The sequence below is a fragment of the Barrientosiimonas humi genome (assembly GCF_006716095.1).
Classification (GTDB): domain Bacteria; phylum Actinomycetota; class Actinomycetes; order Actinomycetales; family Dermatophilaceae; genus Barrientosiimonas; species Barrientosiimonas humi.
Window position 1 is genome coordinate 497,488 of sequence record NZ_VFOK01000001.1, and the last position, 24,172, is coordinate 521,659.

The 24,172-nt window shown below is 73.8% G+C and carries 19 protein-coding genes; 8 read left to right on the plus strand and 11 right to left on the minus strand.

Going from position 1 to position 24,172, the window contains the following annotated elements; all coding sequences use genetic code 11:
- Positions 1-10: 10 nt before the first annotated feature.
- The gene (locus FB554_RS02450) at positions 11-1,534 is read right to left on the minus strand and encodes an aminopeptidase P family protein (RefSeq protein ID WP_142004482.1); all 1,524 of its coding nucleotides are present in this window, start codon (positions 1,532-1,534) and stop codon (positions 11-13) included.
- Between the two features lie 68 nt (positions 1,535-1,602).
- Between FB554_RS02450 and FB554_RS02455 the strand changes: the two genes are divergently transcribed.
- Positions 1,603-3,045: a threonine/serine exporter family protein gene (locus FB554_RS02455; protein ID WP_142004483.1), complete on the plus strand. Its 1,443-nt coding sequence runs from the start codon at positions 1,603-1,605 to the stop codon at positions 3,043-3,045.
- Between the two features lie 103 nt (positions 3,046-3,148).
- On the opposite strand, the gene FB554_RS02460 is transcribed toward FB554_RS02455, so the two are convergent.
- The 4 genes from FB554_RS02460 to FB554_RS17760 all read right to left on the minus strand — a co-directional run bounded on the left by FB554_RS02460 (position 3,149) and on the right by FB554_RS17760 (position 5,950).
- A complete protein-coding gene (locus tag FB554_RS02460; RefSeq protein ID WP_142004484.1) occupies positions 3,149-3,931 on the minus strand; it encodes a DcrB/PsbP domain-containing protein in 783 nt (260 codons plus the stop codon).
- Positions 3,932-4,070: 139 nt separating this feature from the next.
- Positions 4,071-4,748 carry a DUF2076 domain-containing protein gene (locus FB554_RS02465; protein WP_142004485.1) on the minus strand — a complete coding sequence of 226 codons (678 nt, stop codon included), beginning with the start codon at positions 4,746-4,748 and terminating at the stop codon, positions 4,071-4,073.
- Positions 4,749-4,883: 135 nt separating this feature from the next.
- Positions 4,884-5,309, minus strand: coding sequence for a DUF2752 domain-containing protein (locus FB554_RS02470; RefSeq protein WP_142004486.1), 426 nt, complete (start codon positions 5,307-5,309; stop codon positions 4,884-4,886).
- Positions 5,309-5,950, minus strand: a complete 642-nt coding sequence (locus tag FB554_RS17760; RefSeq protein ID WP_142004487.1) for a DUF4190 domain-containing protein — start codon at positions 5,948-5,950, stop codon at positions 5,309-5,311. Before FB554_RS17760 ends, FB554_RS02470 begins: the two co-directional genes overlap by 1 nt.
- A gap of 94 nt (positions 5,951-6,044) precedes the next feature.
- Here FB554_RS17760 and FB554_RS02480 point away from each other — a divergent pair, with 94 nt between their 5' ends.
- On the plus strand, positions 6,045-6,896 hold the full coding sequence (locus tag FB554_RS02480) for a PHP domain-containing protein (RefSeq protein WP_142004488.1): 852 nt from the start codon (positions 6,045-6,047) through the stop codon (positions 6,894-6,896).
- Here the strand turns inward: FB554_RS02480 and FB554_RS02485 are convergent.
- The 3 genes from FB554_RS02485 to FB554_RS02495 form a co-directional block, all read right to left on the minus strand.
- Positions 6,893-8,659: a BCCT family transporter gene (locus tag FB554_RS02485; protein ID WP_392426345.1), complete on the minus strand. Its 1,767-nt coding sequence runs from the start codon at positions 8,657-8,659 to the stop codon at positions 6,893-6,895. The two genes, FB554_RS02480 and FB554_RS02485, sit on opposite strands and share 4 nt — an antisense overlap.
- Positions 8,660-9,234: 575 nt before the next feature.
- Positions 9,235-10,236: a helix-turn-helix transcriptional regulator gene (locus FB554_RS17765; protein WP_276488534.1), complete on the minus strand. Its 1,002-nt coding sequence runs from the start codon at positions 10,234-10,236 to the stop codon at positions 9,235-9,237.
- A gap of 14 nt (positions 10,237-10,250) precedes the next feature.
- The gene (locus FB554_RS02495) at positions 10,251-11,792 is read right to left on the minus strand and encodes a DEAD/DEAH box helicase (RefSeq protein WP_236022225.1); all 1,542 of its coding nucleotides are present in this window, start codon (positions 11,790-11,792) and stop codon (positions 10,251-10,253) included.
- 185 nt (positions 11,793-11,977) lie between these two features.
- Between FB554_RS02495 and FB554_RS02500 the strand changes: the two genes are divergently transcribed.
- Both FB554_RS02500 and FB554_RS02505 read left to right on the plus strand, forming a co-directional pair.
- The gene (locus FB554_RS02500; RefSeq protein ID WP_142004490.1) at positions 11,978-12,667 is read left to right on the plus strand and encodes a ferritin-like fold-containing protein; all 690 of its coding nucleotides are present in this window, start codon (positions 11,978-11,980) and stop codon (positions 12,665-12,667) included.
- 264 nt (positions 12,668-12,931) lie between these two features.
- Entirely contained in the window at positions 12,932-13,243 is a 312-nt protein-coding gene (locus FB554_RS02505) for a GlsB/YeaQ/YmgE family stress response membrane protein (protein ID WP_142004491.1), read from the plus strand.
- Positions 13,244-13,328: 85 nt separating this feature from the next.
- Here FB554_RS02505 and FB554_RS02510 read toward each other — a convergent pair whose 3' ends face one another.
- Both FB554_RS02510 and FB554_RS02515 read right to left on the minus strand, forming a co-directional pair.
- Positions 13,329-13,550 carry a DUF3107 domain-containing protein gene (locus FB554_RS02510; RefSeq protein WP_142004492.1) on the minus strand — a complete coding sequence of 74 codons (222 nt, stop codon included), beginning with the start codon at positions 13,548-13,550 and terminating at the stop codon, positions 13,329-13,331.
- Between the two features lie 57 nt (positions 13,551-13,607).
- On the minus strand, positions 13,608-14,180 hold the full coding sequence (locus tag FB554_RS02515; RefSeq protein ID WP_142007373.1) for a TetR/AcrR family transcriptional regulator: 573 nt from the start codon (positions 14,178-14,180) through the stop codon (positions 13,608-13,610).
- Positions 14,181-14,358: 178 nt separating this feature from the next.
- Between FB554_RS02515 and moeB the strand changes: the two genes are divergently transcribed.
- The 4 genes from moeB to FB554_RS02535 are packed head-to-tail and all read left to right on the plus strand — an operon-like array spanning position 14,359 to position 22,436.
- Complete coding sequence (gene moeB / locus FB554_RS02520) at positions 14,359-15,474, plus strand: molybdopterin-synthase adenylyltransferase MoeB (protein ID WP_236022226.1); 1,116 nt, start codon at positions 14,359-14,361, stop codon at positions 15,472-15,474.
- A gap of 4 nt (positions 15,475-15,478) precedes the next feature.
- Entirely contained in the window at positions 15,479-15,856 is a 378-nt protein-coding gene (locus tag FB554_RS02525; RefSeq protein ID WP_236022227.1) for an MGMT family protein, read from the plus strand.
- Between the two features lie 41 nt (positions 15,857-15,897).
- Positions 15,898-19,080, plus strand: coding sequence for an ATP-dependent helicase (locus tag FB554_RS02530; RefSeq protein WP_142007375.1), 3,183 nt, complete (start codon positions 15,898-15,900; stop codon positions 19,078-19,080).
- Positions 19,077-22,436 (plus strand): ATP-dependent helicase, encoded by a 3,360-nt coding sequence (locus FB554_RS02535; protein WP_170206755.1) that lies wholly within the window; start codon positions 19,077-19,079, stop codon positions 22,434-22,436. Before FB554_RS02530 ends, FB554_RS02535 begins: the two co-directional genes overlap by 4 nt.
- A 426-nt stretch (positions 22,437-22,862) precedes the next feature.
- Here the strand turns inward: FB554_RS02535 and FB554_RS17520 are convergent, their stop codons facing one another.
- Positions 22,863-24,167, minus strand: a complete 1,305-nt coding sequence (locus FB554_RS17520; protein WP_236022228.1) for a phosphotransferase — start codon at positions 24,165-24,167, stop codon at positions 22,863-22,865.
- Positions 24,168-24,172 lie beyond the last annotated feature (5 nt).

The window sequence follows — 24,172 nt, forward strand, 5'->3', positions numbered from 1 at the left end:
GACCGAGCGGTCAGGACCGGTCGCCCGACCAGATCCCGGCGATCCACGCCTCGACGTCGTCGGACGAGCGCGGCATGAAGCCCGACAGGTTGTCGCAGCCGTCCTCGGTGACCAGCACGTCGTCCTCGATGCGCACCCCGATGCCGCGCAGCTCCTGCGGCACCAGCAGGTCGTCGGCCTTGAAGTACAGCCCCGGCTCGACGGTGAGGATCATCCCCGGCAGCAGCTCGGCGTCCTTGTAGTCCTCGGCCCGGGCGAGCGCGCAGTCGTGCACGTCCAGCCCCAGGTGGTGGCTGGTGCCGTGCACCATCCAGCGGCGGTGGTACTGCCCGGTCTCGCTGTCGAGGGTCTGCTCGACGTCGATGCCGTCGGGCAGCAGGCCCCAGTCGTACAGGTGCTCGGCGATGACCCGGATCGCGGCGGCGTGCACGTCGGAGAACTTGTTGCCCGGCCGCACTGCGGCGATCCCGGCCTCCTGCGCGGCGAAGACCGCGTCGTAGACCTTGCGCTGCGCCGGCGAGAAGCGCCCGCTGACCGGGAGGGTGCGGGTGATGTCGGCGGTGTAGAGCGAGTCGACCTCGACGCCCGCGTCGAGCAGCAGCAGGTCGCCCTCCTTGACGTCGCCGGTGTTCTTGATCCAGTGCAGGGTGTTGGCGTGGTCGCCCGAGGCCGCGATGGAGTCGTAACCCACGCCGTTGCCCTCGTGGCGGGCGTACAGCCCGAAGACGCCCTCGACCCAGCGCTCGCCGCGGCCGCGGCGGACGGCCTCGGGCAGGTCGGCGACGACCGCCTCGAAGCCGTGCGCGGTGGCCTCGACCGCGCGGCGCATCTCGCCGATCTCGTGCTCGTCCTTGACCATCCGCATGGTCGACAGCTGACGGGCGAACTCGGCGTCGAGCTCGCGCTGCTTCTCGGTGCGCTCGTCGGTCTGCCCCTGCGCGCTGCGCGCCCGCTCGACCAGGGCGCGCACGTCGACGTCGGCGTCGGCGACCACGCGCAGGTCGATGCTGCCGGCGTCCTTGGCCACCGCGTCGGGCAGCTCGTCCACGTGCCGGGCGGTGAGACCCAGCTCGGCCTCGACGTCTGCCAGGGTCGGGCGCGCGCCGACCCAGAACTCGCCGTAGCGGCTGTCGCCGAAGAACTCCTCGGTGTCGCGGCCCGCGAGCGGGCGGAAGAACAGGACCGCCTCGTGCCCGGCGGGCTCGCCGTCGTCGCCGGTGAGCGGCTCGAGCACCAGCACCGCGTCGGGCTCGCGGTCGCCGCCGAGCCCGGTGAGGTAGGCGAAGGCGGTGTGCGGGCGGAAGACGTAGTCGGTGTCGTTGCTGCGCACCTTGAGCCCGCCGGCGGGGATCACCAGCCGCTCACCGGGGAAGGCGGCCGACACCTCGGCGCGGCGCCGGGCGGTCGCGTCGGCGGCAGCGATGCGCTCGGGCGGCGTCTGGTCGCGGTCGGCCCAGCCCTGCGCGACGAAGTCGCGGAACTGCGCGGTGTGCGGCTTGCTGCGGTGCTCGGCCTGGCGCTGCTTCTCGCTCACGGGTTCATCGTTGCACGGACGACATTTCGATGTTGAACAAGACCCGGTCTGCCGTGCACAGTTGACCGGTGCCCGCTTCTGTTCCCCACGCTCGTCGTACGCCGACCCCCGGCGAGCTGCGCGACCGCGCCGGTCGCGTGCTCCGCGCCACCAAGCCGCCCACCCTGGCGATCGGGGTGCGCGGCGACGAGCACGGCCCCGAGGACCAGCGCGCCCGTGAGGTCATCGACCTGGTGCTGCGCCTCGGCGAGACCCTGCTCGCCACCGGTTCGTCGGCGTCCGACGTCACCAGCACGATCCTGCGCCTGACGAGGGCGTACACCGTGCGCTCGGTCAACGTCGACGTCACCTACACCTCGCTGACCGTCTCCTACCACCGCGGGCCCTACCGCGACCCGGTGACCGTGATGCGCGTGGTGCCCACGATGGCCGCCGACTACACCAGGCTGGAGGGGCTGCAGGCGCTGGTGCGCGACATCGTCGAGGAGGGCCTCGACCTGCCCGACGCGCGGGAGCGGCTCGACGAGATCGTCGCCGCCCACCACCCCTACCGCCGCTCGGTGGTCACCCTGTCGATGGCGCTGCTGGGTGGCGCCGTGGCGGCGCTCCTCGGCGGCGGGATCGTGCTGATCCTGCTGGCGGCCGGCACCGCGGCGCTCGTCGACCGGCTGCAGCGGAGCCTGTCGCTGCACGGGCTCCCGGCGTTCTTCTCCCAGGCGGTCGGCGCGGCCGTGCCCACCGTCGTCGCGCTGCTGCTGTGGGCGGTCGCCGCGCGGTCCGACTACGACATCCCCGTCTCGCTCACCCCCTCGATCATCGTGGCCACGGGGGTGGTCGTGCTGCTGGCCGGCCTGTCCGTGGTCAGCTCGGCGCAGGACACCATCGACGGCTACTACGTCACCGCCGGCGGGCGCGCCTTCGAGGTGCTGATCCTGTCCTCCGGCATCGCCGTCGGGGTGCTCGCCACCCTGGCGATCGGCCAGCGGCTCGGGGTGCCGCTGCACGTCAACCCCAACATCGGGTTCGCCGGCAACCTCCTCGTCGAGACGGTCGCGGCCGGAGTGGTGGCCGCGGCGTACGCCGTCGCGTCCTACACCGGCATGCGCGGCATCGCCTTCTCCACGGCGATCGGCGCGTTCGGCTGGGTGCTGTTCCGGCTCGGCATGCAGCTGTTCGACATGTCGCCGATCACCTCGACCGCGGTCGCGGCCTGCGCGGTGGGGGCGCTCGCGCAGACCATCGCCAGCCCGTTCCGGGTGCCGGCGCTGGCGCTGAGCACCGCGGGCATCGTCCCGCTGCTGCCGGGTCTCGCGGTCTTCCGCGGCATCCTCGACCTGGTCGACCCCGGTGGTGCGGCCGACGCGGGTACGACCACGCTGGTCACCGCTGCCGCGACCGGGATGGCCATCGCCGCCGGCGTCTCGCTGGGGTCGCTGCCGATCCGCCGGCTGCGCGCCGACCGGGTGCAGCGCCGGCTGCTGCGCCGCGCCGCCGCCGACCCGCGCGAGTAGCCGCGCGACTCAAGCTGGTCGAGTAGCCGCGCGAGGGACGAGCGCGGCGTATCGAGACCCGCGCGGCGTACGAGACCCGCCGCGGACGTACGACCGGCTCGGCTCAGTCCGTCGAGGTGCTCGGGGTGGCGCTCGGGGCGGGGGAGTCGCTGGAGGTCGAGGAGCTCGTGCTGTCGCCGTCCTCCCCGTCCTTGTCGCTGTCCGAGGACGCTGCGTCGGACGACGTTGCGTCGGACGACGTCGGGCTCGTGCTGCCCGGCGTGCTGCTCGGGGCGGGCGGCGCTCCCCACGACCAGGAGTTGAGGATGCCGTTCTGCACCCCGCCGGTCGGGCCGGCGTTGCTCGACGCCGAGGTCATCGTGGTGATGAAGACGCTGCCGTTCTGCACCAGGTAGTACTGCGTCTGGGTGACCGGGATCTCCTCGGTCGTGCGGGTCATCCGGTATCCCGCGGCCGGCACGCCCCCGATGGTCCGGTCGGCGAGGCGCGTGACGGTGGCGCCCTTCTGCCGCTGGGCGATCATGCCCTGCTCGACCAGCTCGCCGAGCGGCGGCGGCTCCTTGAGCGAGGTGCGCACGACGCTGAACGAGGGATAGATCTTGCCCGCCTGGTCGGGGGAGCGCAGGAACAGCACGGTGCTCGGCTGCTTCCCGGTGTCGTCGGCCCACCCCTCGGGAGCGGCCACCCCGAACGACTTGTCCTTGGCGGCGACGGCCCCCTCGGCGGCGTCGGTCTGAAGGTTGGTCGGGCCGGGCACCTCGAGGGTGGTCGGCAGCGACGGCGCGTCGCTCGGCACCTGCGACTCGTCGACCGACACCGCGCACGAGGTGAGCACGGCGGCCACCGGGAGAGGCAGGAGCAGACGAAGCAGACGCGGGCCGATCACGCTTCCCGAGGCTACGTCAGGCCGACGGGTCTGCCTCGGCGGCACGCGGACGCCCCGCGCCGTTCGGCGGCGTGCACGGGAGAGGCCCCGGATCCGCTGGGGATCCGGGGCCTCTCGTCGGCCGTACGTCGTCGCCGGCTCAGACCGGACGAGCGGACTTGGCGTTGTAGTACTGCGTCGACTCCGGCTTCCAGAGCAGGACCAGGATCGCGATCGCCAGCAGCACGTTGATGGCGGACACGACCCGCGACAGGGTCGGCACGGTCTGCGAGAACGAGGCCAGGAAGGAGACGATGTTCAGCGCGCCGAGCACGGTCGCCACGATGCGGGCCCACGACTTGCCGTCGCCGTTGGTCTTGGCCATCCACAGCCACAGCGCGACGCCGAGCAGGCCGAGGATGACCGCGAAGATCATCCCGCCGGTCGCCGCCGTGTTGATCTGGTCCTCGGTGAAGCCGGGGTTCGTCTCCCGGATCTGGTCCTTGACCGAACCCGTCATCAGGAAGCTGAGGAGGAGGCCGAGCAGGCTCAGGCCGGCACCGGCGTACATCAGCTTCTGGGCCAGGTCGATCGATTTCGGCTTGGCCGCGTCGACCGGTGCGCCCATGCCGCCACCGGGCATCTGCGGCGCGCTGCCGTAGCCACCCTGCGGAGCGCCGGGGTAGCCGCCGCCCTGCGGGGCGCCGTGACCGGGCTGACCCTGGGGCGCGCCGTAGCCGGGCTGCCCCTGCGGGGCGCCGTAGCCGGGCTGACCCTGCGGGTAGTTCTGGCCGCCGGGCTGACCGCCCTGCGGGTCATACGGAGGCTGGTTGCTCATCTGGGATCCCCCAACGAAGAAGATTGTGCGGTCGCACGCCACCTTGTCAGGTTCGCCACACCGGTACCAGTGCGACACTGCCGTTCGGCGGTCGAAAATGTGCGCGCTCCGGGGCGGGGTAGGGCGCCGGCCGCCTCACAGCGGCTGCAGCACCTCCAGGCCGGGCAGGTTGCGCACGATGCCGAAGACCAGGAAGGCCACGGCGACGCTGATGCCGATCCCGGTGGGGGCGAGCCCGCCGCCGCGTGCGTCCGGGTCGCGCCGGCGCCACAGCGACCGGACCAGGAGCACCCCGACGACCAGCAGGAGCGGGAGCAGGAGGGCGTGCTCCTGCATCGCCTCGCTCACGTCACCGTGCAGCAGGTCGTACGCCGCGCGCGTCCCGCCGCATCCCGGGCAGGCCAGGCCGGTGGCTGAGCGCAGGAAGCAGGTCGGGTAGGCGCCGGGCTGGTGCGGGTCGTTGCGGTAGAGGTAGGTGACGAACGCGGCCGCGCCGAGCAGCCCGGCGGCCCACGCCAGCAGGCGGGGCCACCGGGCTCGCGGAGCCTGGGCCGGGGTCACTACTCCTGGTTCTCCAGCTCCTGCAAGAAGGACGGGTCGGCGAGGCCGCTCGCCACCATGGCGATGAGGGCCAGGGCCGTGGCCAGCGCGATAATGCTCGTGACCAGGCCGACCGTCGCCATGGTGCGGTTGGTCTGGACGCCGTTGGACCGGTCGATCTCGCCCTTGCCCATGAAGCTGAGCACGATCCCGGCGATGGCCATCGGTGCCCCGAGGTAGCAGCAGAACATCAGCGGGATGCTCGCGATGCCGAGGATCATCGACCACAGCGCCTTCTGGTTCTGCGGGTTCGTCGGCGGGCCGTAGCCGGGCTGGCCGTACCCCGGCTGGCCGGGGTAGCCACCGGGCTGGCCGTAGCCCGGGGCGCCGTACGTCGGCTGCCCGGGGGCGCCGTACGTCGGCTGCCCGGGGGCGCCGTACGTCGGCTGCCCGGGTCCGCCGTAGCTGCCGCCCTGCGGGCTCCCGTAGCCGCCGTCCTGCGGGCTCCCGTAGCCGCCGTCCTGCGGGCTCCCGTAGCCGCCGCCCGGCGGGGTGCCGTAGCCGCCCTGGGGGCTGCCGTACCCACCGGGCTGCTGCCCGCCCTGGGGGTAGTTCGGGTCACCGGGCTGGCCGCCCTGGTCCTGCGGCGGTTGGTTGCTCATCTGGGGGTCCTTGCGACGGAAACGTGCGGGCGGGAGCCACCCTGTCACCTTCGTCGCCCCGCGACCATCGCGACACCGCGGCTACCCTGCGGCAATGCGGATCGACCTGCACACCCACAGCTTCGCCAGCGACGGCACCGAGAGCCCCGGTGACCTCGTGCGGGCGGCCGCGACGGCGGGGCTGGACGCCGTGGCCCTGACCGATCACGACACCACCCAGGGCTGGGCCGAGGCCGCGCGCGCCGCCCGCGAGGCCGGCATCGCGCTCGTGCCGGGCATCGAGGTCAGCACCCGCACCGACGACGGCATCAGCGTGCACGTGCTCGGCTACCTGTTCGACCCGGCCGAGCCGGCCCTGCTCGCCGAGCTCGATGCCTCGCGCGAGTCGCGCGTCGGCCGGGCGCGCACGATGGTCGACCGGCTGGCGCAGGACTACCCGATCACCTGGGACGACGTGCTCGCCCAGGCCAGCGAGGGCGCCACGATCGGCCGTCCGCACATCGCCGACGCCCTCGTGGCGAACGGGGTCGTGCCCGACCGGTCGGCCGCGTTCGCCGACCTGCTGCACTCCCGGTCGCGCTACCACGTGCCGCACTACGCGCCGCACCCCGTCGAGGCCGTACGCCTGCTGCGCCGAGCGGGCGGCGTCGCCGTCATGGCCCATCCGTTCGCGGCCCAGCGCGGACGCGTGGTGGCCGACCCGGTGGTGGAGGAGATGGCGGCCGCGGGTCTCGCGGGGCTGGAGGCGAACCACCGTGACCACGACGAGCCGGCGCGCTCGCACGCCCTCGACCTGGCGAACCGGCTCGGCCTGCTCGTCACCGGCAGCAGCGACTACCACGGCACCGGAAAGCCCAACCGGCTCGGTGAGAACCTCACCGAGCCGGCTGTGCTGGAGCAGATCGAGGCGCTCGCGAGCAGCGGCACCTCGATCGTGCGTCCCTAGAAGTCGCTCGTCCGCGACCCGTCGTGCCCGTCCGAGCCGTTGTCGCGCGGGTCGACCCGGCCGTCGACGCGCTCGCGGCGCACGGCGCGGCGGGCGCGGGTGACCAGGTGCAGACCCTCGGGGCCGTGCTCGGTCACGCCCTCGATGACCGCGCGCTCGACCAGCTCCTGACCCAGGGCGCCGCGGCGCATCATCGGGTCGGCGTTGAGGTCCTTGACCAGCGCGAAGCACATCACGGCCATCACGAGCACGAACGGCAGCGCCGACACGATCGTGATGTTCTGCAGCGAGGTGAGTGCCGCGGACGCGTCTCCCTCGGCGAACCCGGCCAGCAGCATGACCGCGGCCACGCCACCGGTGAGGACACCCCAGAAGATGACCGTGCCGCGGGCGGGCTCGGTGTCGCCCCGCTCGGACAGCGTGCCCATCACGATGGACGCCGCGTCGGCACCGGACACGAAGAAGATCGCGACCAGGAACATCACCAGTACCGCCGCGACCGTGGCGAGCGGGAAGTGGTCGAGCACCTGGAACAGCGCCGTGTCGGAGTTCACCGAGCCGTCGGCCGCCGCGAGGTCCTTGGTCTGGCTCTGCTGCCAGATCGCGGCGCCACCGAAGATGGCGAACCAGACCAGGCTGACCAGGCTCGGGACCAGCAGCACACCGGTCACGAACTGGCGGATGGTGCGGCCCTTGCTGATCCGGGCGATGAACATGCCGACGAAGGGCGTCCAGCTGACCCACCAGGCCCAGTAGAAGATCGTGTAGCCGGCGAGCCAGTCGTGCATCGCGGCGCCGCCCGAGGCGTCGGTGCGGGCACCCATGCTGGCCAGGTTGTCGAAGTAGCTCCCGATCGCGGTCGGCAGCAGGTTGAGGATGAAGATCGTCGGGCCGACCACGAACACGAACACGGCCAGCACCAGGGCCAGCACCATGTTGATGTTGGACAGCCACTGGATGCCGCGGGCCACGCCCGAGACGGCGCTCAGCACGAAGCCGATGGTCAGCAGGCCGATGATCGCGACGAGGGTGAACTGGCCGACGGTGTCGACCCAGCCGGTGGCCTGCAGACCCGCGGAGATCTGCAGCGCGCCCAGACCGAGCGACGCGGCCGAGCCGAAGAGCGTCGCGAAGATCGCGAGCATGTCGATGATCTTGCCGATGGGGCCCTCGACCCGCTCGCCGAGCAGCGGCCGGAAGACCTCCGAGATCAGCTGGCGGCGGCCCTTGCGGAACGTGCCGTAGGCGATCGCGATGCCGACGACGGCGTAGATCGCCCAGGGGTGCAGCGTCCAGTGGAACAGCGTCGTGGCCATCGCGACCTGCGTGGCTTCGGGGGTCTGCGCCTCCGCGCCGGAGCCGGGCGGCGGCGACAGGTAGTGCGACAGCGGCTCGGCGACACCGAAGAACATCAGGCCGATGCCCATGCCGGCGCTGAACATCATCGCGATCCACGAGACCGTCCGGAACTCCGGCTTCTCGTGGTCGGCGCCGAGCGGGATGTTGCCGTAGCGGCTCGCGGCCAGCCAGATCGCGAACACCACGAACGCCGAGGCCAGCGTCACGAACAGCCAGCCGGTCGTGTTCATGACCCAGCCGAGGGCGTCGCCGGACGTCTCGCTCAGCTGCTGCGGCGCGGAGAACCCGAACGCCACGAAGGCCAGCGCCAGCACCGAGGTGACGCCGAAGATCAGCCAGTCGACACCGCTGCTGTTGCGCTCGCCCCACGGCTCGCGGATCGGTCCGCGGATGCCGCCGAGCAGCGGGTGGCTGGGTTCGGGCGGCGCAGCCGTCGCCCCGGTGTCGTGGGGCTCGTCGGGGTAGAACCCGTCGGTGCGCTCGTGCTCATTTCGTGTCGTTGACACGGATCGACCTCGCTCGTCGTCGTACGTCGTTTCGTGCGGTCGTCATCTGCTTCAGACGGTGCGGCCTACCGGACCTGGCCGAAGACCGACTACCTACTTTTGTGCAACGCCTAGATCAGATCAAGTCGAGACTAGGCCCGCGCGCAGGTCGTGACCGGATTGAAGCCCTAGGAATTCGGGCGTACGAACGTGGTCGGCGGCTGCCGCTGAGCGACCCCCTGCGGTCGTTCACCGGCAGCCGCCGACTCGAGCTCCGCCGTGGGTGGCGCCGGCGATCCCCTCGTCGACCGGCGCCCCCCGTGGCGCGTGACGGCGGTTTCCCCCTGCGCCGTTCACGTCGGCTCGCGGCCCCCCGACCGCTTGCCTGTAACCATGGTGCGCGAGCGGGCGCTGCGCTCGCCATGGGACTACGGCCGATCTTTCCCTCGCGTAGGTCCTACGACCTTGGCCGAGGGACCCGACCGGGACCGGTCCTAGGACTCCTGCTCGGCCTCGGTCTCGGGGACCCGGCCGAGCAGCTCGGGCGGCAGCGTCCAGGCGATCGCGGCCCGCTGGGTCACGCCGAGCTTGCGCAGCACGTTGCCCACGTGGGTCTTCACGGTCTTCTCGGAGATGTGCAGCCGGCGGGCGAGCTCGGCGTTGCTGGAGCCGTCGCGCGCGATGAGCACGGCGACCTCGACCTCGCGGGCCGTGAGGTCGGTGGAGACCACCGGCGGCTGGTAGGTGCGGATGAGCTCGGCGACCTCGGTCTGCACCCGCTCGCACAGGTCGGTCGCCTCCTTCGCCTGGCCGGAGACGGTGGCGATGCCGGCGTCGTCGGCGCTGCGCCGCAGCTCCTGCAGCGTGCGGGTGAGCACGTCGAGACGCTCGCCGATGCGGTTGAGCAGGTCGGCCTCGGTGCGCACCCGTTCGCTGTCCAGCTCGGGGTAGAGCTCGTACAGCTCACCGCCCAGCTGCTCGTCCTGCAGCAGGGAGACCATCAGCGCGCGCGACAGCCAGGTCTGGGCGCGCACGAACTCCTCGGAGAAGGTGTGCGGCTTCAGGCTCTGCGAGCTGATCATGCCCACCGGCTCGCCGGTCTCGACGTCCAGCAGGGGCGTGAACACGGCGTCGTTGGACAGCTGCTCGGCGTCGCCGAGCGGCGCGCCGCGGTGCAGCATGCGGCCGTCGTCCTGGCTGTAGAGGTAGGGCTTGCCGGAGGAGCGCACCCAGTGCGAGACGCCGCCCGGCGCGGCGGTGAGCATCTCGGAGGCGAGCCGCTGGTCGCCGTCGAAGATGTAGGACAGCACGATGCTGCTCTCGCCCCGGAAGTGCCCGATGTAGAACGCGTCGAGCGGCGCCAGCCCGGCCAGCGCCGCCTTGATCGCGGCATAACGGCGGGTGGTGTCGCCGCGGTCGGCCGAGCGCAGCCGGCGGTCGGCGTTGCGCAGGATCGCCACCGACTCGGGGCTGAACCGTGACTCTGCCTCGGCCACCGCGCCGCTCCCGGTCAGTCCTGCGACGGGGTGCTCTGGCCGGACTGGCCCCCACGCGTACGACGACGGCGGCGCCGCGGCGCGTCGCCCGAGCGGCGCGGGGTCTCGCTCGCGGCCTTCGGCTCGCGCTGGTCGCCGCGCTGGCCGCCGCGGGAGCGGCCGCCACCGCGCGAGCCACCACGGCCACCGCCGCGCTGCCCGCCCCGGCCGGCGGAACCGCCGCGGGACTTGCCCGTCTCGCCCAGGTCCTCGATCGCCTCGCTGTCCAGCCCGGCGCGGGTGCGCTCGGAGCGCGGCAGGGTGCCCTTGGCCCCGGCGGGGATGTCGAGGTCGGCGTACAGGTGCGGGGAGGAGGAGTAGGTCTCGGCCGGCTCGGGGATGCCGAGGTCGAGGGCCTTGTTGATCAGCCCCCAGCGCGGCATGTCGTCCCAGTCGACGAAGGTCACGGCGATGCCGGTGTTGCCGGCGCGACCGGTGCGGCCGACGCGGTGGACGTAGGTCTTCTCGTCCTCGGGGCACTGGTAGTTGATGACGTGGGTGACGTTCTCGACGTCGATGCCGCGGGCGGCGACGTCGGTGGCGACCAGCACGTCGACCTTGCCGGTGCGGAAGGCCCGCAGCGCCTGCTCGCGGGCGCCCTGACCGAGGTCGCCGTGGATGGCGGCTGCGGCGAAACCGCGGTCGACCAGCTCGTCGGCGACCTTGGCGGCGGTGCGCTTGGTGCGGGTGAACACGATCGTCAGCCCGCGCTCCTCGGCCTGCAGGATGCGGGCGAGCATCTCGACCTTGTCCATGGCGTGGGCGCGGTAGACGAACTGCTCGATCGCCTTGACGGTGTGGCCGTCCTCGCCCTCCTCGGACATCGCGCGGATGTGCGTGGGCTGGGTCATGTAGCGGCGGGCCAGCGCGACGACCGCGCCCGGCATGGTGGCGCTCCACAGCATGGTCTGGCGCGAGGCCGGCGTCTGCGCCAGCAGCTTCTCGACGTCGGGCAGGAAGCCCAGGTCGAGCATCTCGTCGGCCTCGTCGAGCACCACGATGCGCACGTACGACAGGTTCAGGTGGCCCTGGGCCGACAGGTCGATCAGTCGGCCGGGGGTGCCGACCACGACCTCGACGCCGCGGCGCAGCGCCTCGATCTGCGGTTCGTAGGCGCGGCCGCCGTAGACCGTGAGCACCCGGGCGCCGGGCTTCTTGCCGGCGCGCTCCAGGTCGCCGGCGACCTGCACGGCGAGCTCGCGGGTCGGCACCACCACCAGCGCCTGCGGGGCGCCGGGGGAGGGCAGCTCGGAGAAGCCGGGGTCGGTCGGGGTGACGGCGTTGTGCACGATCGGCACGCCGAAGCCCAGCGTCTTGCCGGTGCCGGTCTTGGCCTGCCCGATGATGTCGTGGCCGCCGAGCGCCACGGGCAGCGTCATGGCCTGGATGGGGAACGGGTTGACGATGCCGGACTCGCGCAGCGCCTGCACGATGTCGGGGTTGACGTCGAAGTCGGCGAACGTGGTCTCGCCCGGCTCGGGGGAGCCCTCGACGGTGGGGATGCTCTGGTCGGTCACGGGGTGTGCTCTTCTCGATCGGCGGGGCCGCGCGCACGACCGTGCGGGCCCCCTCAGGTCCAGGAGCCGATCGGAGTTCTCCATGCCCGCGCGGAGGCGGGCTCGGTCAAGTCGTCGCAAGCCGACCGGGCACCAGTTGTCGCGCTCATCGTATCGGGTGGGTCGGGCATGACTAGCATCGAGCCATGGCTGAGGGCTCCCCGCGCGACCTGTCCGACCCGGCGTTCCGCGAGGGGGTCCTGGACCTGCTGGGGGCGCTGGCCTACGGCGAGCTGGTCGGGTTCTTCACCATCGTGCGCGACGCCGAGGGCGCCCCCGAGATGTCGATCCGCATGCGCCTGGCCCAGGTCGCGGTCACCGAGTTCGCGCAGTACGAACGTCTCACCGCGCGCATCGAGGAGCTCGGCGCGAGCCCCGAGAAGACGATGGAGCCGTTCGCCGCGAGCTTCGACGAGTGGCACCGCCGCACCGAGCCGGGCAGCTGGCTCGAGGGGCTGATGAAGGTCTACAGCGGGAACGCCCTGGCCGCCGACTTCTACAAGGAGATCGCCAAGTACGTCGACCCCCAGACCCAGGACCTCGTCGCCGACGTGCTCGGCCGGGGGTCGCACGTGGAGTTCGCCGCCGCCACGCTGCGCGCGGCGATCGCCGACGACGACAAGGTCGCCGGCCGGCTGGCGCTGTTCGGGCGCCGGATGATGGGCGAGGCCCTGTCCCAGGCTCAGCGGGTCGCGGCCGACCGCGACGCCATCACCGGGCTGCTCGTCGACGACGGCAGCGGCACCGGCGCCGACCTCGCCGAGCTCACCCGGCTCTTCGCCCGGATCACCGGCAACCACACCGCCCGCATGGAGGCGCTCGGCCTGCAGGCCTGACGGCCCCGACCCACCCCTGGGGAGGCGTTCCGCGCCGCGCGGGAGCGACTGAGTAGCGCTTCGGAAGGGGGCGCCACACCCCTGCGGGTATCGCTGTATATCGATTACGGCACAAGATCGGGCGATCGCTGGACATCCCCGCGCGTGTCCTTGCCAATGGCCCCCACCAACGGCAAAGTCGAGGCAGAAAGATCCCGTGCGCCTCCCCTGCGCACGGGCCGCACACGGGACCGCGGACGCGGTCCAACGAAGGAGCTGTGTCACATGGTTTCTCAGATCATCTGGTGGATCGTCGTCGGCCTCATCGTCGGCGCCCTGGCCCGCCTCGTCATGCCCGGCAAGCAGGGCATCAGCATCGTCGCGACGATCCTGATCGGCATCGTCGCCGCCTTCCTCGGCGGCCTCATCAGCTACTCGCTGCTGGGCATCAACGACGACGGCGGCATCCAGTGGATCCCGCTGATCATCAGCGTCGTCCTCGCCGTGATCGGTGTGGGCGCCTACGCCGGCATGCAGTCCAAGCGCGTCGGCAGCTCGCTGCCCGGCCGCATGGACGGCAGCGGCCGCGCTCGCTGAGCCGCAGCAGGCGTACGACCGTAGGCAAGCGAACGGCCCGACCCCCGCGAGGGGTCGGGCCGTTCGTCGTGCGCTGCGTCTGTCGTCAGCCGCCGAAACCCACGCGGCCCTTCGTCTCGCCCGCGATGTCGACGTAGCCGATCGCGGTGCCGGGCACGACCACACGCTGGCCGCGGCTGTCTGCGAGGGTCAGCGGGCCGCCCGAGGCCAGTGCCTCGGTGACGGCCTTCTCGACCTCGTCGGTGCTCAGGTCGGTGTCGACGAGCACCTCTCGTGCGACGTTCTGCACGCCAATACGAACCTCCACGGTGCCTTCCTTTCGAGTGCGGCGACGTTTCGGTCAGCGTAGGCAGCCGCCCGCGCGTCAGGCCGGTGGGGTCTCGCTCTCGTCCTGCTTGGGGAAGCCGGTGAGGCCGCGCCAGCCCAGCGTCGACACGATGCGCGAGGCCTCCTCGCGCGGGATGTCGTCGCCGCGGGCGATCCAGTAGCGGGCCACCACCTGGGACATGCCGACCAGCGCGACCCCGATGAGCTTGGACTGCTCGTGCGGCAGACCGGTGTCCTCCTGCACGACCGCGGCGACCGACTCGGCGCACTTGTCGGACGCGCGCAGCACCCGCCGGGCCACCTCGGGCTCGTTGATCAGGTCGGACTCGAACACCATCCGGAAGGCGGCGTCCTTGCGCTCGACGAAGTCGAAGAAGGCGCCCACCGCGGCCGCGACGCGCTCGGAGTTGTCGGTCGTGGAGTCCAGCGCGTCCTGCACGAGCGAGGGCAGCTCGGAGGTGTGCGTCTCCAGCAGCGCCAGGTACAGGTCGAGCTTGCCGGGGAAGTGCTGATACAGCACCGGCTTGCTGACCTGGGCGCGTTCGGCGATCTCGTCCATCGCCGTGGCGTGATAGCCCGACTCGACGAAGACCGACTGCGCCGCCTCCATCAGCTGGGCGCGGCGCGCCGAGCGGGGAAGACGCCCCGACCGGCCGCGAGTCTCGGGAACAGACACCTGGCTTGCCTCCTCGTATAGCTCGGGCAATCTTATGGGTGATTCGTTACCCACGAGTTCACCGGAGCGCGATCCGTTCTCGACCGGGCGCTGCCGGGGTGACAATGGGCCGGTGACCAGTGCGCGTTATGCCCGGCACCTGCTGCTCCCCGAGGTGGGCGCGGCGGGCCAGCGCCGGCTGGCCGCCTCGCGCGTCGTCGTGATGGGCGCCGGCGGGCTCGGCGCCCCGGTGCTCAGCTATCTCGCGGCCGCCGGCGTCGGCGAGCTGACCCTCGTCGACGACGACACCGTCGACCTCACCAACCTGCAGCGGCAGGTGCTGTTCGCGACCGACGACATCGGCCGGCCCAAGGCCGAGGTCGCCGCCGAGCGGCTCGCCGCCCTCAACCCCGACGTACGTCTGTCGCCCCGCCGCGAGCGCATCACCGAGGAGTCCGTGGCCGGCCTGGTCGCCGGCGCCGACCTGGTCGTCGACGGCACCGATAACTTCGCGACCCGCTACCTCGTCAACGACGCGTGCGTGCTCGCGGGCGTGCCGCTGGTGTGGGCCTCGATCCTGCGGTTCGACGCGCAGGTCGCGGTGTGGTGGGCCGGTCACGGTCCGTGCTACCGCTGCGTCTTCCCGCGCCCGCCCGAGGCCGGGCAGGTCCCCTCGTGCGCCGAGGGCGGGGTGCTCGGCGCGCTCGCCGGCACGGTGGGGGCGGTGCAGGCCACCGAGGCGCTGAAGCTGCTCATGGACGTCGGCGACCCGCTGGTCGGGCGGCTGCTGGTGCACGACGCGCTGCGCCAGACCTGGGACGCCGTCCCGGTGCGCCGCGACCCGGGCTGCGCGGTCTGCGGGGACGCCCCCACCATCCGCGCGCCGCGCACCGAGCAGGTGACGTGCACGGTCGCCGTCGACGACGTACCCACCGTCTCCGCGCAGGAGGTCTCGGCGCTGCTGCGCGACGACGCCGTGCGGGTGGTCGACGTGCGGGGCGAGGCCGAGCGCAGCATCGCGGCGATCGCGGGGAGCGAGGCGGTGCCGCTCGAGGCGTTCCGCGACGGGTCGGCCTTCGCGCTGCTCGCCGACGACGAGCGGCCGCTCGTCCTGGTCTGCAAGTCCGGGGGCCGCTCCGCGGAGGCCGTACGCCTGCTGCTGGCCGGCACCGGCCGCGCGGCGCGCTCGCTCGACGGCGGCGTGCTCGCGTGGGCGCGTGACGTCGACCCGGCCGTGCCGACGTACTGATCTCGTGGGGGACACCGTGGACGAGCCCGTCGGCGAGGGCGCGCAGCAGGTGCGCGAGCTGCCCGAGGTGGCCGACCGGGTGCTGGCCGTGGTCGACCAGGTTCCGCCCGGGCGCGCGGTGAGCTACGGCGACGTGGGGCGGGCCGCCGGGTGCGGTCCGCGGCAGGTCGGCCAGGTGATGTCGCGCTACGGGTCCCTGGTCGCGTGGTGGCGGGTGCTGCGCGCCGACGGGCGACCGCCCCAGTGCCACGAGGCGACCGCGCTGGAGCACTACCGCTCCGAGGGCACGCCGCTGCGCGGTGAGCGCGTGGACCTGACGCTGGCCCGGCACCCGCTGGAGGCGCCGGTGGCCGTGCCGCACGAGGATGCCCCGCGCGACTGAGCGTTGTCGGTGCTGCGTGATGGGATGGCGCCGTGCTGAGGATGCGTCGCGCGGCCGAGCTCGGAGCCGCCCCACCGCTGCTGGACGAGGTCCAGCAGCGCGCCGTCGACGCCACCGACCCGGTGCTGCTGGTGCGGGGCGCGCCGGGCACGGGCAAGTCGCTCGTGGCGGTCGAGATGGTGGCCGCAGCGGTGGCGCGCGGGGTGGCCCCCGAGCACTGCCTGGTGCTGTCGCCGACGCGGCAGGCCGCCGCCGCGCTGCGCGACCGGGTCACCGCGCGGCTGGCCGGCACGACCAGCGAGCCGCTGTCGCGCTCCCACCAGGCGCTGGGCTTCGGGTTGCTGCGCCAGGCGGCCGCGCTGCGCGGCGACCCGACGCCGCGGCTGCTCAGCGGTCCCGAGCAGGACGTCGTGCTGCGCGAGCTGCTGGCGGGTTATGCCGCGGGTGACGCCCCGTCTCCGCCGTGGCCGGTCGACCTGCGAGAAGCCTTGGGCGCCAGGGGTTTTCGGGCCGAGCTGCGTGATCTGCTGATGCGCGCGGTCGAGTGGGGTCTCGACGCGCCGCGGCTGCGAGAGCTGGGCGAGCAGCTCGACCGCCCGGCCTGGGTGGCGGCCGCCCAGGTGCTCGCCGACTACGACGGCGTGACGGCGCTGAGCCGGCCGGGGGCGTACGACCCGGCGTGGATCCTGGGCGCCGCCGCCGAGCTCCTGCAGGACGACCCCGAGGCCCTCGCCCGGGCGCGCGACACGATCCGGTTCGTCGTGGTCGACGAGGCGCACGAGCTGACCTTCGCGGCGGCGCGGTTGCTGCGCACGCTCGTCGGGCCGCAGACGCAGGTGCGGCTGCTGGCCGACCCCGACAGCACCGTGCAGGGTTTCCGCGGGGCCGACCCGCGGCTGGCCGGGCAGCTCGCGACCGAGTGGGGTGCGGGCGAGCCGTTCGTGCTCACCCACTCCCACCGGCAGCCCGCCGAGCTGCGCGCGGCCGCCGAGCGGGTCAGCACGCGCGTCGGCGCGGTCGGGGGCGCAGCGCACCGCGAGCTGAGCACGCGGCCGGGCGGCCGGGTCGAGGTGGCGCTGCTGCGCGCGGTCGCGCAGGAGGCCCAGTTCGTCGCCGGCGTGCTGCGCCGCGCGCACCTGCTCGACGGCGTGGCCTGGTCCGACCTGGCGGTGGTCGTGCGCGGCCGGGGCCGCACGGCTCCGCTGCGCCGGGCGCTGGCCGCCGCGGGCGTGCCGGTGGCCACGCCACCCGCGAGCGTCCCGCTGCGCGACGAGCCTGCGGTGCGCCCGCTGCTGATGTGCCTCGACGTCGCCATCGACCTCGCGCTCGGCTCGGGCGAGCGAGCCGCGGGCGACGATGCCGACCGGGCGAGCCTGCGCGCCGGGGCGGCGGAGGAGCCGCGAGCGATCAGCGCGGAGCTGGCGGTCGACCTGCTGACGTCGCCGCTGGGCGGTGCCGACGCGGTGACGCTGCGGCGGTTGCGGCGCGAGCTGCGCCGGGCCGAGATCGAGGCCGGGGGCGAGCGCAACAGCGACGAGCTGCTGTCGGCCGCGGTGGTCGACGACCCCGACCGGTTGCGCCTGCTCGGCCCCGAGGCGAGCGCGGTGCGCCGGGTGGCGACGGTCGTACGTGCTGGCCGCGAGGCCTATGCGCAGCCCGGGGCGACCGCCGAGACCGTGCTCTGGGCGATGTGGCAGGCCAGTGGTCTGGCCGAGCCGTGGGAGCAGCGGGCGCTGGCCGGTGGGGTGTCGGGGGAGCGGGCCGACCGCGACCTCGACGCGGTGGTGGCGCTGTTCGGTGCGGCGGCGGCCTACGTCGACCGGTTGCCCGCCCACGGCGTGCGCGACTTCCTCGAGCACCTGCGCAGCCAGGACGTGCCGGGCGACAGCCTGGTGGCGCGCGCGCCCGACGACGAGCAGGTGGCGCTCGTGACCCCGGCCGCGGCGGCCGGCCGCGAGTGGCACACGGTCGTGGTCGCCGGCGTGCAGGACGGCGTGTGGCCCGACCTGCGGCTGCGCGGCTCGCTGCTCGGCTCCGAGCAGCTCGTCGACGTGCTGACCGGGCGCGGCTCGACCTACCGCGAGGCGCAGGCCGCGGTGCGTCACGACGAGACCCGGCAGTTCCTGGTCGCGCTCACCCGCGCGCGCGAGCGCGTGGTGGTGACGGCCGTGCGCTCCGAGGACGAGCAGCCGTCGGTCTATCTCGACATCGTGGATCCCCTTGAGCAGCAAGCGGATTCAGACGACCACCTGGAGCTGCTGCGCCCGTTCACCGACGTGCCCCGGCCGATGACCCTGCCGGCGGCCGTAGCCGACCTGCGCCGTTCGCTGGCGAGCCCCGAGACGACCCCCGAGCAGCGCGAGCGTGCCGCCCGCGACCTGGCCCGGATGAGCCGTGAGGGGATCGCCGGGGCCGACCCCGACTCGTGGTGGGCGCTCACCGAGCTGACCGACGACCGGCCGCTGCGCCGGCCCGACCAGCGGGTGCGCATCAGCCCCTCCAAGCTCGACGCGTTCAGCACGTGCGGGCTCAACTGGTTGCTCACGACGCGCGGCGGCGAGGGCCCCGACGTCGGCGCCGCGGGCGAGGGCACGCTCATCCACGAGATCGCCGCCGAGCTCGGCGACACCGACCCCGACGCGATGCACGACGCGCTCGACGAGCGGTGGGTGCGGCTCGGGCTCGGCGACACCTGGATGTCCGAGCGCAAGCGCGCCCAGGCCCACCAGATGATCGACAAGCTGCGCGCCTACCTCGACGAGGCCAAGGCGGCCGGGTGGGAGCCGGTGGGCGTCGAGCGCGCGTTCCGGCTCGACCGCGGCCGGGCCCGGCTCGGCGGCGAGGTCGACCGCCTCGAGCAGCACGGCGAGCAGGGCCTGCGGGTGATCGACTACAAGACCAGCTCCACCCCGGTGCCCAAGAACGACCTGCCGGAGCACCCGCAGCTCGGCGCCTACCAGGTGGCCGTGCTGGGGGGCGCCTTCGCCGAGGGTGACACCAGCGCCGGCGCGGCCCTGGTGCAGCTGCGCGCGAACAAGAAGTTCGCGGTGCAGCCGCAGCCGCCGCTCGAGGGCGAGGAGACCTGGGCGCACGAGCTGGTCGACGAGGCGGCCGAGGGGATGGCCGGGGCGACGGTGCTCGCCAAGATCGGGGAGCGGTGCCGCATGTGCCCGGTGAAGCGCTGCTGCCCCTTGCAGCCCGAGGGAGGGGTGGTGTCGGAGTGAGCTCAGCAGTCGCCGACCAGGCGCCGGTCCAGGTGCGCCACGACGCCGACGCGATCGCCGACGCCCTCGGCCAGCACCGGCCGACCCCCGAGCAGCGGGCGGTGATCGAGGCGCCGCTCGCGCCGCTGCTCGTCGTGGCGGGGGCCGGGTCGGGCAAGACCGAGACCATGTCGGCCCGGGTCGTGTGGCTGGTGGCCAACGAGCTGGTGCGACCCGAGGAGGTGCTCGGTCTCACCTTCACCCGCAAGGCCGCCGGCGAGCTCGCCGAGCGCATCGGCCGGCGGCTGCGCCGGCTGGAGCGGGTGGGTCTGTGGACCCCGCACGTCGACGACGACGGCACCCCCGGCCTCGGCGACAGCCCGACGGTGTCCACCTATCACGCCTACGCCGGGCGCATCGTGCGCGAGCACGGGCTCCGGCTCGGGGTCGAGCCCGACTCGCGCATGCTGTCCGAGGCGGCCTCCTGGCAGCTGGCGCACGCGGTGGTGACGGCGTACGACGGTCCCGTCGACGCGCTCGAGCGCACCGAGCGCACGATCACGGCCGACGTCGTCGACCTCGCGGGTCAGCTCGCCGAGCACCTGCGCACGCCGGAGGAGCTGCTGGCGCACGACCTGCGCCTGGTCGAGGCGATCGACGCGCTGCCGTTCGGAGCGGGTCTGCGCTCGCTGGGCGAAGACGTCAAGAAGCTGCGCGACACCGCGCTGTCGCGCACCCAGGTCGTCCCGATGCTGCAGCGCTACGCCGAGCTCAAGCGCGAGCGGTCGGCGCTCGACTTCGCCGACCAGATGAGCGTCGCCGCCCGGCTGGCGCAGGCGTTCCCCGTCGTCGGGCAGCGCGAGCGGCAGCAGTTCCGGGCGGTGCTGCTCGACGAGTTCCAGGACACCAGCGAGGCGCAGCTGGTGCTGCTGGAGTCGCTGTTCGCCGCCGAGGGCGAGCGGGTGCCGGTGACCGCGGTGGGCGACCCGCACCAGTCGATCTACGGCTGGCGGGGCGCCAGCGCGACCACGCTGGCGGCCTTCCGCGACCGGTTCCGCGACGCCGACGGGCCGGCCCGGGTGGTGCCGCTGTCGACGAGCTGGCGCAACGACACGGCGGTGCTCGACGCGGCCAACCACGCGGCCGGCCCGTTGCGCGACGCCAGCCTGGTCCCGGTCACGACCCTGCGACCGCGGCCCGGTGCCGGGGAGGGCGCGGTGCTGGCCGAGCGGCACCTCACGGCCGCCGACGAGGCCCGGGCGGTGGCCGCGTGGGTGCGCGGTCGCTGGTTCGACGACGAGGGGCACCGCACCGGGGCGGCCGCGGCGGTGCTGTGCCGCAAGCGCTCGCAGTTCCCAGCGGTTGCCGAGGCGCTGAGCGCGGCCGGCCTCCCCGTCGAGGTCGTCGGCATCGGTGGTCTGCTCACCACCCCCGAGGTCAACGACCTGGTGAGCCTGCTGTGGGTGGTCCAGGACCCCTCGCGCGGCGACCGGTTGATGCGGCTGCTGGTGGGTCCGGCGGTGCGGCTCGGCCCCGCCGACCTCGACGGGCTGGCCGCGTGGTCGCGCGAGCTGCTGCGGCGCGGCGCGCCCGAGACGTCCGGCCGCCAGGTCGACATCGCCGGTGACAGCCGCGAGCAGGCGTCCCTGGCCGAGGCCGTCGACGAGCTGCCCGACGCCGACTGGCGCGGGCCCGACGACGAGCGGGTGAGCGAGGCCGCGCTGCGCAGGCTGCGCCGGTTGCGCAGCGTGATCCGCCGCATGCGCTCGCTGACCGGGCTGCCGCTCACCGAGCTGGTGCACGAGGGCGAGCAGGCGCTCGGGCTCGACATCGAGGTGCTGGCCCGCCCCGAGCACACCCCGGCCACCGCGCGCGTCCACCTCGACGCGTTCGCCGACGTCAGTGCCGGCTTCGCCGCCTCGGCCGACCGGCCCACGCTGGGCGGTCTCCTGGAGTGGCTCGACGCGGCCGAGAGCGAGGAGCGCGGCCTCGACCAGGGCTACCTCGAGGTCGAGCACGACGCGGTGCAGGTGCTCACCGTCCACGCGGCCAAGGGCCTGGAGTGGGACGCCGTCGCCGTCCCCGGGCTCAGCGAGGCGGTCTTCCCCGCGCACAACGGCGGATCGCAGTGGTGCGCCGACCCGCCGGGGTGGCGGATCAGCAGCCAGGGCAGCCCCGGCCAGCCGGCCTCCTGGGCGCTCAACGACAAGGCGTGGGTCAGCGGGGTGAGCGAGCTGCCGTACGCCCTGCGCGGCGACCGCGAGGGCCTGCCGGTGCTGGAGTGGTCCACCGCCCCCGACGTGAAGGAGCTGCGCGGGCGGATCAGCGCCTTCTTCGCCGAGGGCGGGCAGTGGGCGATCGCCGAGGAGCGGCGACTGGCGTACGTCGCGCTCACCCGGGCGCGCTCCGCGCTGCTGCTCACCGCGCCGGTCTGGGACACGACAACGAGCCCGCGGGTGACCTCACGCTTCCTCACCGAGCTGGTCGACGCCGGGCTCGTCGAGCGCGGGACCTGGGTCGAGCCGCCGGTCGTCGAGGACGGGGTCAAGCCCGAGAACCCCACCCTCGCCGAGCTGCCCACCGCCGTGTGGCCGCACGACCCGCTCGGGCGGCGGCGCGAGCAGCTGGCCGACGGCGCCGACGCCGTGCGGGCGGCGCTCGAGACGGTCCCCGACCAGGGCGCGCTGCCGCTCGACGAGCACGACGACGAGATCTTCGTGCTGCTCGCGGAGCGGGCCCAGCAGCAGGCACCGCGCGACCCGGTCGTCACGGTGCCGCGGCACCTGTCGGCGTCGGCGGTGGTCGCGCTGGCCTCGGACCCGGTCGCCTTCGCCCGGCAGCTGCGGCGCCCGATGCCGACGCCGCCGGCGATCGCGGCCCGGCGGGGCACGGCGTTCCACGCGTGGGTCGAGCAGCACTTCGCGCAGGCCGCGCTCGTCGACATCACCGAGCTGCCCGGCGCCGCCGACGACGACCCGGCGCCCGACGAGCAGCTGCCCGCGATGAAGCAGCACTTCCTCGACTCGGAGTGGGCGGGGCAGCAGCCGCTGGAGCTCGAGGTCGCGGTCGAGACCGTGATCGACGGCATCGCCGTTCGCGGTCGCATCGACGCGGTCTTCCCCGACCGCGAGATCGACGACGCGACAACGGGTTTCGTCATCGTCGACTGGAAGACCGGGCGCGCCCCGAGCGGTGCCGACGCCCGCATCCGCACGCTGCAGCTCGCGGCCTACCGGGTGGCCTACGCCCGGCTGCGCGACGTGCCGGTCGACCGGGTCCGTGCGGCGTTCTTCTACGCCGCCGACGGGGTCACCGTCTGGCCCGACCTGCCGGACGAGAGCGACCTGGTCGAGCTGCTGCGCACCATCCCCGGCTGACCGCGGCGCACGCCACGTGCGAGGTGCGGCGCGGCGCGGCCGTACGCCTCGGCGGTGGTCCGTCACCAGGTGCGGTGGGGCGCACGGTTCGGCGGTGGTCCGGCAGGGCGTACGGCGGTCACGCCTTGGCGGTGGTCCGCCGGGGGTGCGGTGGGGCGCACGGTTCGGCGGTGGTCCGGCAGGGCGTACGGCGGTCTCGCCTTGGCGGTGGTCCGCCGGTGGGTGCGGTGGGGCGCACGGTGCGGCGGTGGTCCGGCAGGGCGTGCGCGCACCGGTCAGCGGTGGTCCGCCACTGGGTGCGGTGGGGCGCACGGTTCGACGGTGGTCCGGCAGGGCGTACGGCGGTCACGCCTTGGCGGTGGTCCGCCGGGGGGTGCGGTGGGGCGCACGGTTCGGCGGTGGTCCGGCAGGGCGTGCGCGCACGGGTCAGCGGTGGTCCGCCGCCTGGGGGCCGTCGGTGCCCGTGCCGGTCCCGCCACCGGTGCTGGCGTCGTCCCGGTTGTCGTCCGTGGCGACGTCCTCGTCCCCAACCACGTCATCGTCGCCGTGGCCGACCGACGTGACGTCGTCCGCGGACGCGTCCGACTGCCTCGCCTCCACGGACTCCTGGTCGCCCGTGCCATCCGCGGCGACCGTGCCACCCTCGTCACCCTCCTCGGACGCAGCGCCCGCGGGTCGCCCGTCGGGTCCGGCGACCGGGATCTCCAGCGTCTCCTCGTCGTCGGTCGACGGGTGCTCGTCGACCGACTCGATGTCGTCGGGGTCGACCTCCTCGGACACCGCGGCCGGGGCGGGGCGGCGGCCGGGCGGGGGCGGGGTGAGGCTGTCGTCGAGCGCGGTCTGCTCGTCGAGGCGGCGCAGCGCCCGGGTGCAGCGCGCCACCAGGTGCTCGTCGCCGACGGCCCGGGCGTCCATCAGGTCGGCCATCAGCCGCAGCTCGGCCGCGAGCCGGATGCGCCGCTCGAGGTGCTGGTCGGGCCGCTCGCGGCGCGCCTGGGCGTAGGACTCCACGACGGTGTCGAACGCGTCGGGTGCGGCACCGAGGAACAGCAGCGCGAAGTCGGCGGCCGGGTCGCTCACCGCCGCCGACTGCCACCCGTCCAGCGCCGTCACCTGCTCACCGTCGACCAGCACGTCGGTCTCGTCGAGCGTGCCGTGCGTCGGGACGGTGGGGAAGTGCCACAGCGTGACGCCCTCCATCGCGCGCTCCCACCGGGCCAGCAGACCGGTCGGCACATGACCCGTCGCGGCGGCTCGGTCGAGGTCGCCGAGCCGGCGCGCGCGCACGGCCTCGGCGTCGTACGTCGGCAGCCCCGCCTCGTCGTAGACGGCCGGGTCGAGGTCGTGCAGCTGCGCGATCACGGTGCCGAGCGAGCGGGCCAGCGGCGAACGGGCCTGCAGGTCGCGGAAGGACAACGCCTGGCCGGGCAGCTGCGGATAGACCGCGACGATGCTGTCGTCGGACGTGCGCGCCACCCCGGCCACCTCGGGCAGCGCGACCTCGAGCCGGGGGCGCAGCAGCCGGGCCAGCGCGCTGCTGCTGTCGACGGCCGCCCCGGCGGCGGTCGTCAGCGAGGCGCGCACCGTCCAGCGCTTGCCGTCCTCCCCGGTGACGTCGACGCACTGGTAGGGCGCGCCGCTGCGCACCGGCTGCCCCTCCACCTCGATGGGGCGCAGTCCGGGGACCGCGGCGTCGGCGAGGGCAGCGAGCACGAGTGGTCGACGAAGCACGCCCC